Origin of the sequence: Flavobacterium sp. (genome assembly GCF_003525665.1) — a bacterium.
Taxonomy (GTDB): domain Bacteria; phylum Bacteroidota; class Bacteroidia; order Flavobacteriales; family Flavobacteriaceae; genus Flavobacterium.
Genome location: NZ_DQDX01000066.1, coordinates 26588 through 33238, shown reverse-complemented (window position 1 = coordinate 33238; position 6651 = coordinate 26588). Strand labels below are relative to the sequence as shown.

The 6651-nt window shown below is 32.4% G+C and carries 7 protein-coding genes; all 7 read left to right on the top strand.

What is annotated here, in order from left to right; all coding sequences use genetic code 11:
• The first annotated feature begins 71 nt into the window (after window positions 1–71).
• Window positions 72–1826, top strand: a complete 1755-nt coding sequence (locus tag DIU01_RS04720; protein ID WP_290832089.1) for an ABC transporter ATP-binding protein — start codon at window positions 72–74, stop codon at window positions 1824–1826.
• A gap of 46 nt (window positions 1827–1872) precedes the next feature.
• Window positions 1873–2511: a DUF2238 domain-containing protein gene (locus tag DIU01_RS04715; protein ID WP_290832088.1), complete on the top strand. Its 639-nt coding sequence runs from the start codon at window positions 1873–1875 to the stop codon at window positions 2509–2511.
• A gap of 9 nt (window positions 2512–2520) precedes the next feature.
• On the top strand, window positions 2521–3030 hold the full coding sequence (locus DIU01_RS04710) for a hypothetical protein (protein WP_290832087.1): 510 nt from the start codon (window positions 2521–2523) through the stop codon (window positions 3028–3030).
• Window positions 3031–3119: 89 nt separating this feature from the next.
• Window positions 3120–4508 carry a dihydrolipoyl dehydrogenase gene (gene lpdA, locus DIU01_RS04705; protein ID WP_290832086.1) on the top strand — a complete coding sequence of 463 codons (1389 nt, stop codon included), beginning with the start codon at window positions 3120–3122 and terminating at the stop codon, window positions 4506–4508.
• Window positions 4509–4603: 95 nt separating this feature from the next.
• The gene (locus DIU01_RS04700; RefSeq protein ID WP_290832085.1) at window positions 4604–5308 is read left to right on the top strand and encodes an SIMPL domain-containing protein; all 705 of its coding nucleotides are present in this window, start codon (window positions 4604–4606) and stop codon (window positions 5306–5308) included.
• Window positions 5309–5545: 237 nt separating this feature from the next.
• Entirely contained in the window at window positions 5546–6109 is a 564-nt protein-coding gene (locus tag DIU01_RS04695; RefSeq protein WP_290832084.1) for an AraC family transcriptional regulator, read from the top strand.
• 96 nt (window positions 6110–6205) lie between these two features.
• A partial coding sequence (locus DIU01_RS04690; protein ID WP_367221746.1) for a TolB family protein occupies window positions 6206–6651 on the top strand: 446 nt, incomplete at its 3' end.

Below are 6651 nucleotides of genomic sequence, written 5' to 3'. Positions count from 1 at the left end.
ATATAGAAAATAGAATATAGACATCACTTTTAAATCTAAAATCTGATAGCTAAAAATCTAATATTAAATTAATGAAAGCAAAAGCATTCGACATACGTTTATTTAAACGCATTTTAAAATATACAAAACCCTATAAAACAGTTTTTTATGGTGTGATTGCTGCTGCAATTTCGTTAGCTATTTTTGCATCACTTCGTCCGTTTTTATTGAAGCAAACGATTGACCATTACATCAAACCTCACGATCAAAACGGTTTATTGTTTTACATTACTTTAATGGGAATTGTGTTGTTATTAGAAGGAATATTTCAATTTTTCTTTGTTTTTTGGGCCAATCTTTTAGGTCAAAACATCATTAAAGATATTCGAACAAAACTTTTCAAACACATGTTGAGTTTCAGAATGAAGTATTTCGACAACGCACCAGTTGGTCAATTAGTTACGCGCTCAGTATCTGATATTGAACAAATTGCGAGAATTTTTAGCCAAGGTTTATTCATGATTATCAGTGATTTGCTAAAAATGCTTGCCTGTTTAATCATAATGTTTTACATGAACTGGAAACTAACGTGGATCGTAATAGCAGCAATGCCAATTCTGGTTTACATCACACGAATTTTCCAACGCAAAATGCAAGTAGCTTTTGAAGAAGTTAGAAATCAAGTTGCCAATTTAAATACGTTCGTGCAAGAACGAGTTACCGGAATGAAGATTGTGCAGCTCTTTAATCGTGAAGAAATTGAACACGAAAAATTCAAAGAAATCAATCAGAAACACAATGTTGCTTGGATAAAAACCATTTTGTACAACTCGATTTTCTTTCCAATTGCCGATATTATCTCGTCGTTAACCTTAGGATTTGTAGTACTTTATGGAGGTTTTCATATTTTAGATGGTGACAAATTCACGACTTTTGGCGATTTATTTTCGTACACCATGTTCATCGGAATGTTGTTCAATCCGTTACGTCAAATTGCAGATAAATTCAACGAAATGCAAATGGGAATGATTGCTGCCAACCGAGTTTTTGATATTTTAGATACCGAAGAAGATGTCCAACAAAATGGTACAATTGAAGCCAAACATTTTGCAGGAAACATCAGTTTTAAAGACGTTCGATTCAGTTATATTAAAGATGAAGAAGTTTTAAAAGGCATTTCATTAGAAGTAAAATCGGGCGAAACAATTGCCATTGTGGGTTCGACTGGCGCAGGAAAATCGACTATTATCAATTTGTTAAATCGTTTTTATGAAATCGATTCTGGAACAATAGCAATTGACAATCAAGACATTAATGATTTTACATTATCAAGTTTACGAACTCAAATAGCTGTTGTTTTACAAGACGTTTTCCTATTTGCCGATACTATTTATAACAACATTACTTTAAATAATGATGCCATTTCTCGCGAACAAGTGATCACGGCTGCCAAGAAAATTGGTGTACACGATTTTATAATGAATTTGCCCGAAGGTTACGATTATAATGTAAAAGAACGCGGTGTCATGTTGTCGTCTGGACAGCGCCAATTGATTGCTTTTTTACGTGCTTATGTTAGTAATCCGAGTATTCTTATTTTGGACGAAGCCACTTCTTCTATCGACACGTATTCAGAAGAATTGATTCAGAGAGCAACAGAAACTATCACTAAAGATAGAACTTCAATTGTCATCGCACATCGATTGGCAACTATTGTCAATGCTGACAAAATTATTGTGATGGATAAAGGTCGAATTGTAGAATCTGGAACGCATCAAGAATTGATAAATAAAGTCGATGGCTACTACAAAAACCTATACGATTCGCAATTTTCGGAAGCAATTTAAAAACTAATACGTTTTTATTTATATTTGACGAAAATTAAATAAAACTATGGCTTTTACAATTGCGATTTCCGACGAAAGAACTCCTTTTAAAAATAATACTTGGTTAAAAATTTTCATCGGATTTTTTCTAATAAATTGGATTAATTCCTACGTTGGAAATACCGACACAGCCAATTGGATTCTAGAAAACACCTTAGTATTTCTGTTTTTAGGATTTCTAATATTTACCTATAAAAAATTCATTTTTAGTGATTTAAGCTATTTATTGGTTTGCATTTATTTATGTCTTCACGTTTATGGTTCCAAATATACTTATGCTGAAAATCCATTTGGCTATTGGTTGAAAGACGCTTTAGATTTATCTCGAAATCATTACGATAGAATTGTACATTTTAGTTTCGGATTTTTATTGGCGTATCCATTGCGTGAAATGTTTCTAAAATGGTTAAAATTTCCATCATGGGTAGCTTGGACATTGCCAATAGAAGTAACTTTATCCATCAGCGGATTTTATGAATTGATCGAATGGGCAGTTGCCGATGTTTTTTTCAAAGCGCAAGGCGATGCGTATCTGGGAACTCAAGGCGATATTTGGGATGCACAAAAAGATATTTTCTTGGCTTTTTCGGGCGCAATTCTCGCAACAACCATTGTTTCTATTGTCAAAAAAATGATTTCAAAATAAATTTAGTTTATGAATTATAAAAAAGTAAAACATAAAGTCGAATCCTTTCATAATCAAGGAAAAACCAAAGAAGCAGCCCATTGGATTCTGCAACATTTCAATATGCAAGACCATTATTTAAAAGGTTTTGAGTTTAGAGAAAAAGCCGAACCAAGCATGATTGTTCTCACAACCGAAGGTAATTTTGGCGACCAACAAATTATTAGAATTCCTGAAAATACATTTCAATTTCCGTTGCCTTTAATGATTAGTTTGATTGCTCACGAAATGGTTCATGTGCGTCAAAAAACCAGACAACCATTTGTAATGGACAAAAACGAGCGCGAATGGCAAGCCTATTATGAAATGTTGTTCAGAAATTTATTTCCAAATATTCCCGAAGTTTCCAATCATTATAAAAAAAGTTTTGCACAAAAAGCATTTGATTACTACAATCGAATGGGTGAAGGATCTGAATTACAAGCAAAATATGCCGAACAAAAAAAGCAAGTAGAAGAATTAATTGCTTCATTGCGTTAAGAACTTTTAACCTTATAAANNGTCATATACAAAATGACACGAGCGAAAGCGACTGCATTTTTCACAAATTAAAAATAAATTCTCGAAAAATGAAATACGATATTATTGTTTTAGGAAGTGGTCCAGGCGGTTATGTTACGGCAATCCGTGCTTCTCAATTGGGCTTTAAAGTAGCTGTTATTGAAAAAGAAAATCTTGGTGGAATTTGCCTAAATTGGGGTTGTATTCCAACAAAAGCACTTTTAAAATCGGCTCAAGTATTTGATTACCTAAAACATGCTTCTGATTACGGATTAACAATCAAAGAATTTGACAAAGACTTTTCAGCTGTTGTAAAACGTTCTCGTGATGTTGCTGATGGAATGAGCAAAGGTGTTCAATTCTTGATGAAAAAAAATAAAATCGACGTTATTGATGGTTTTGGTAAAATAAAACCAGGTAAAAAAGTTGATGTTACTGCTGCTGACGGTAAAGTTACAGAATATTCTGCAGACCATATTATTATTGCAACTGGTGCACGTTCACGTGAATTGCCAAATCTTCCTCAAGATGGTGTAAAAGTTATCGGTTACAGACAAGCAATGACGTTACCAACACAACCTAAAAAACTTATTGTGGTAGGTTCAGGTGCTATTGGTGTTGAGTTTGCACATTTCTATAACGCAATGGGAACTGAAGTTACTATTGTTGAATTTATGCCAAATATCGTTCCAGTTGAAGACGAAGATATTTCGAAACAAATGGAACGTTCAATGAAAAAAGCAGGTGTAAATATCATGACAAATGCTTCTGTAGAACGCATTGATACTTCTGGAAACGGAGTTAAAGCTTACGTTAAAACAGCTAAAGGTGAAGAAGTTCTTGAAGCTGATATTTTACTTTCAGCTGTCGGAATTAAAACAAACATCGAAAATATTGGTTTAGAAGAAGTTGGCATTGCAACTGATAAAGATAAAATTTTAGTAAACGCTTACAACCAAACTAATGTTCCAGGATATTACGCAATTGGTGATGTAACTCCAGGTCAAGCATTGGCTCACGTTGCTTCTGCTGAAGGAATTAACTGTGTTGAAAAAATAGCAGGTTTACACGTAGAACCAATCGATTACGGAAATGTTCCTGGTTGTACTTATGCAACTCCAGAAATTGCTTCTGTTGGTTTGACAGAAAAACAAGCTAAAGAAAAAGGATACGAATTAAAAATTGGTAAATTCCCATTCTCGGCATCAGGAAAAGCTAAAGCTGCTGGAACTCCAGATGGTTTTGTAAAAGTAATTTTCGATGCAAAATATGGCGAATGGTTAGGTTGTCACATGATTGGTGCTGGTGTAACCGATATGATTGCAGAAGCAGTTGTAGCAAGAAAACTAGAAACTACTGGACACGAAATCTTAAAAGCAATTCACCCACATCCTACAATGAGTGAAGCCGTTATGGAAGCTGTAGCTGCTGCTTATGACGAAGTAATCCACTTGTAAGAATCAAGTTAAAATATCAAGTTTATAATTAATCCGCTTTGTGAAAACAAAGCGGATTTTTTTTATATTGCAGGAAACTTAAAACAAAAACCAAGATGAAATTAGCAGCAAAAATTTTTATTCTCGCATTTATTTTAGCACCAATTAGCATTTTTTCCCAAAATGGATCCATTGAAGTAGAAGTAATTGATTCAGTTCAAATTAAAGCAACATCGTTCGAATATATTCTAACTTTAGAGGAAGATTATGAATCTTATGCTGTTGAAGAAGTTGAAGAAGATGCTAAAATGAACGAAATAAAAGTAAAGAATGCACAAAAAATGAAACTTAATAATTTAGAAACTTTTCTAAAAAACAAAAAGTACAAGTACACCTCTCTTTCAGAATCAAATTTAGAAACAAACAATAAATTTAATATTTTTAAAGTTAACGATGGCTTTAAAGTCTCTCTAGCGTCATTTGAAGAGTTGAAAAAACTTTCTATCGAAGTTAAAGAACTCGACAAAGTCTCTGGAACTATTGGAAAAACTACCTATCAAGATAAATCGCAATTTGAAGAAGAATTAATAAAAAAATTGATTGAAAAAGCCAAGATAAAGGCACAAACAATTGCAAAATACTCTAATTTAACTTTGGGCAAGATTATTGAAATTAAGGAAACCAAAGAAGTTGATAATGCCAATTTCAACTTTATGGACATGATTATGAAATTGGATAAAAGAAAAAACTTCAATTCGGCATCAGATGTTCAAAATTCTAATTACACCAAAGCTATTGTGGTAAAATTTAAAGCCGATTAATTTCAATTCATCAATTATAATTCAATCCGTCAAGTTGTATAAATGAGACGGATTTTTTTATTTCTATCAATGAAATATGTAAAATGATTTTGAAAATATATAACAAATAAAATCTGGAGCAATTTATCTTTGCACCGCTAAAAAATGAATACCTTTACAACAATAGGAACTATTCTGTGTGAAATGAAATACAACTATTAATTTGTTTACTGCAATAACTAATTCAAATTTAATTTCATGAAAATACACATCAAATATATGGTTTCGCTTCGTTGTAAAATTGCAGTGAAAGAAGAACTTGATAAAATCAAACTTAAACATACTTCAATAGAACTTGGCGAAGTAAATCTTAAAAAAGATATTTCTGGTGACGATAGAGAACTATTAAGAAAAGGTTTGGTAAAAATAGGACTTGAGTTAATAGACGATAAAAAGTCGTTGCTTATTGAAAAAACAAAAACTACAATTATCGAACTGATTCACTATTCAGAAAAAAATCCGAAAGTTAATTTTTCTGATTATATCGCTGAAAAATTAGATTATAATTACAACCATCTTGCTTCACTATTTTCGGAAGTAACCGGAACTACAATCGCTAACTATATTATTATCAATAAAATAGAACGAGTAAAAGAGCTGCTTTTATATGATGAGTTAAGTTTAACAGAAATTAGTTTGCTAATGGAATACAGCAGTGTTGCCCATCTATCGCACCAATTTAAAAAAATCACAGGATTCACTCCAACCTATTTTAAGAAGATTAAAAAATACAAAAAACGAATTATGTTGGAAGACTTGTAGACATTGTAGTCGATACATTTAGATACAATTAACTATTATTCAACGTTATAAAAAATGTGTTTTTTAGTATATTTGCTAAAACTAAAAAACCACACCATGTTCTTACATAAAACTAAGTATTTTTCTTTTATAATAGTAAGTCTACTATTCTCATTTTCAAGCTCTTTCGGTCAAGAACGTAATCTACAAAACATCACAAAACTAACAAATGGTGGCGACAACGCCGAAGCCTATTTTAGTCCGAATAGTAAAAATTTGACGCTCCAAGTTTCCAATACTGCTTTTGGAATTCCTTGTGATCAAATTTTCATGCTCGATTTACAAGAGAAAGAAATCAATTCTAAAAATCTAAAATTGGTTTCTACTGGAAAAGGAAGAACCACTTGCTCCTACTTTATGCCCGACGGAAAACACATTATCTACGCTTCTACTCATGAAGGAAACGTAGCTTGTCCAGCGCCACCAAAACCTCGTGACGGAAAATACCTTTGGGCAATTTATCCCGATTTTGATATTTATATCGCCGATTTACAAGGAAATAT

Excerpts from the sequence above, each read along its gene's own strand:
- DIU01_RS04720 (WP_290832089.1), top strand. The coding sequence starts at position 72 with ATGAAAGCAAAAGCATTCGACATACGTTTATTTAAACGCATTTTAAAA.
- DIU01_RS04715 (WP_290832088.1), top strand. The coding sequence starts at position 1,873 with ATGGCTTTTACAATTGCGATTTCCGACGAAAGAACTCCTTTTAAAAAT.
- DIU01_RS04710 (WP_290832087.1), top strand. The coding sequence starts at position 2,521 with ATGAATTATAAAAAAGTAAAACATAAAGTCGAATCCTTTCATAATCAA.
- lpdA (WP_290832086.1), top strand. The coding sequence starts at position 3,120 with ATGAAATACGATATTATTGTTTTAGGAAGTGGTCCAGGCGGTTATGTT.
- DIU01_RS04700 (WP_290832085.1), top strand. The coding sequence starts at position 4,604 with ATGAAATTAGCAGCAAAAATTTTTATTCTCGCATTTATTTTAGCACCA.
- DIU01_RS04695 (WP_290832084.1), top strand. The coding sequence starts at position 5,546 with ATGAAAATACACATCAAATATATGGTTTCGCTTCGTTGTAAAATTGCA.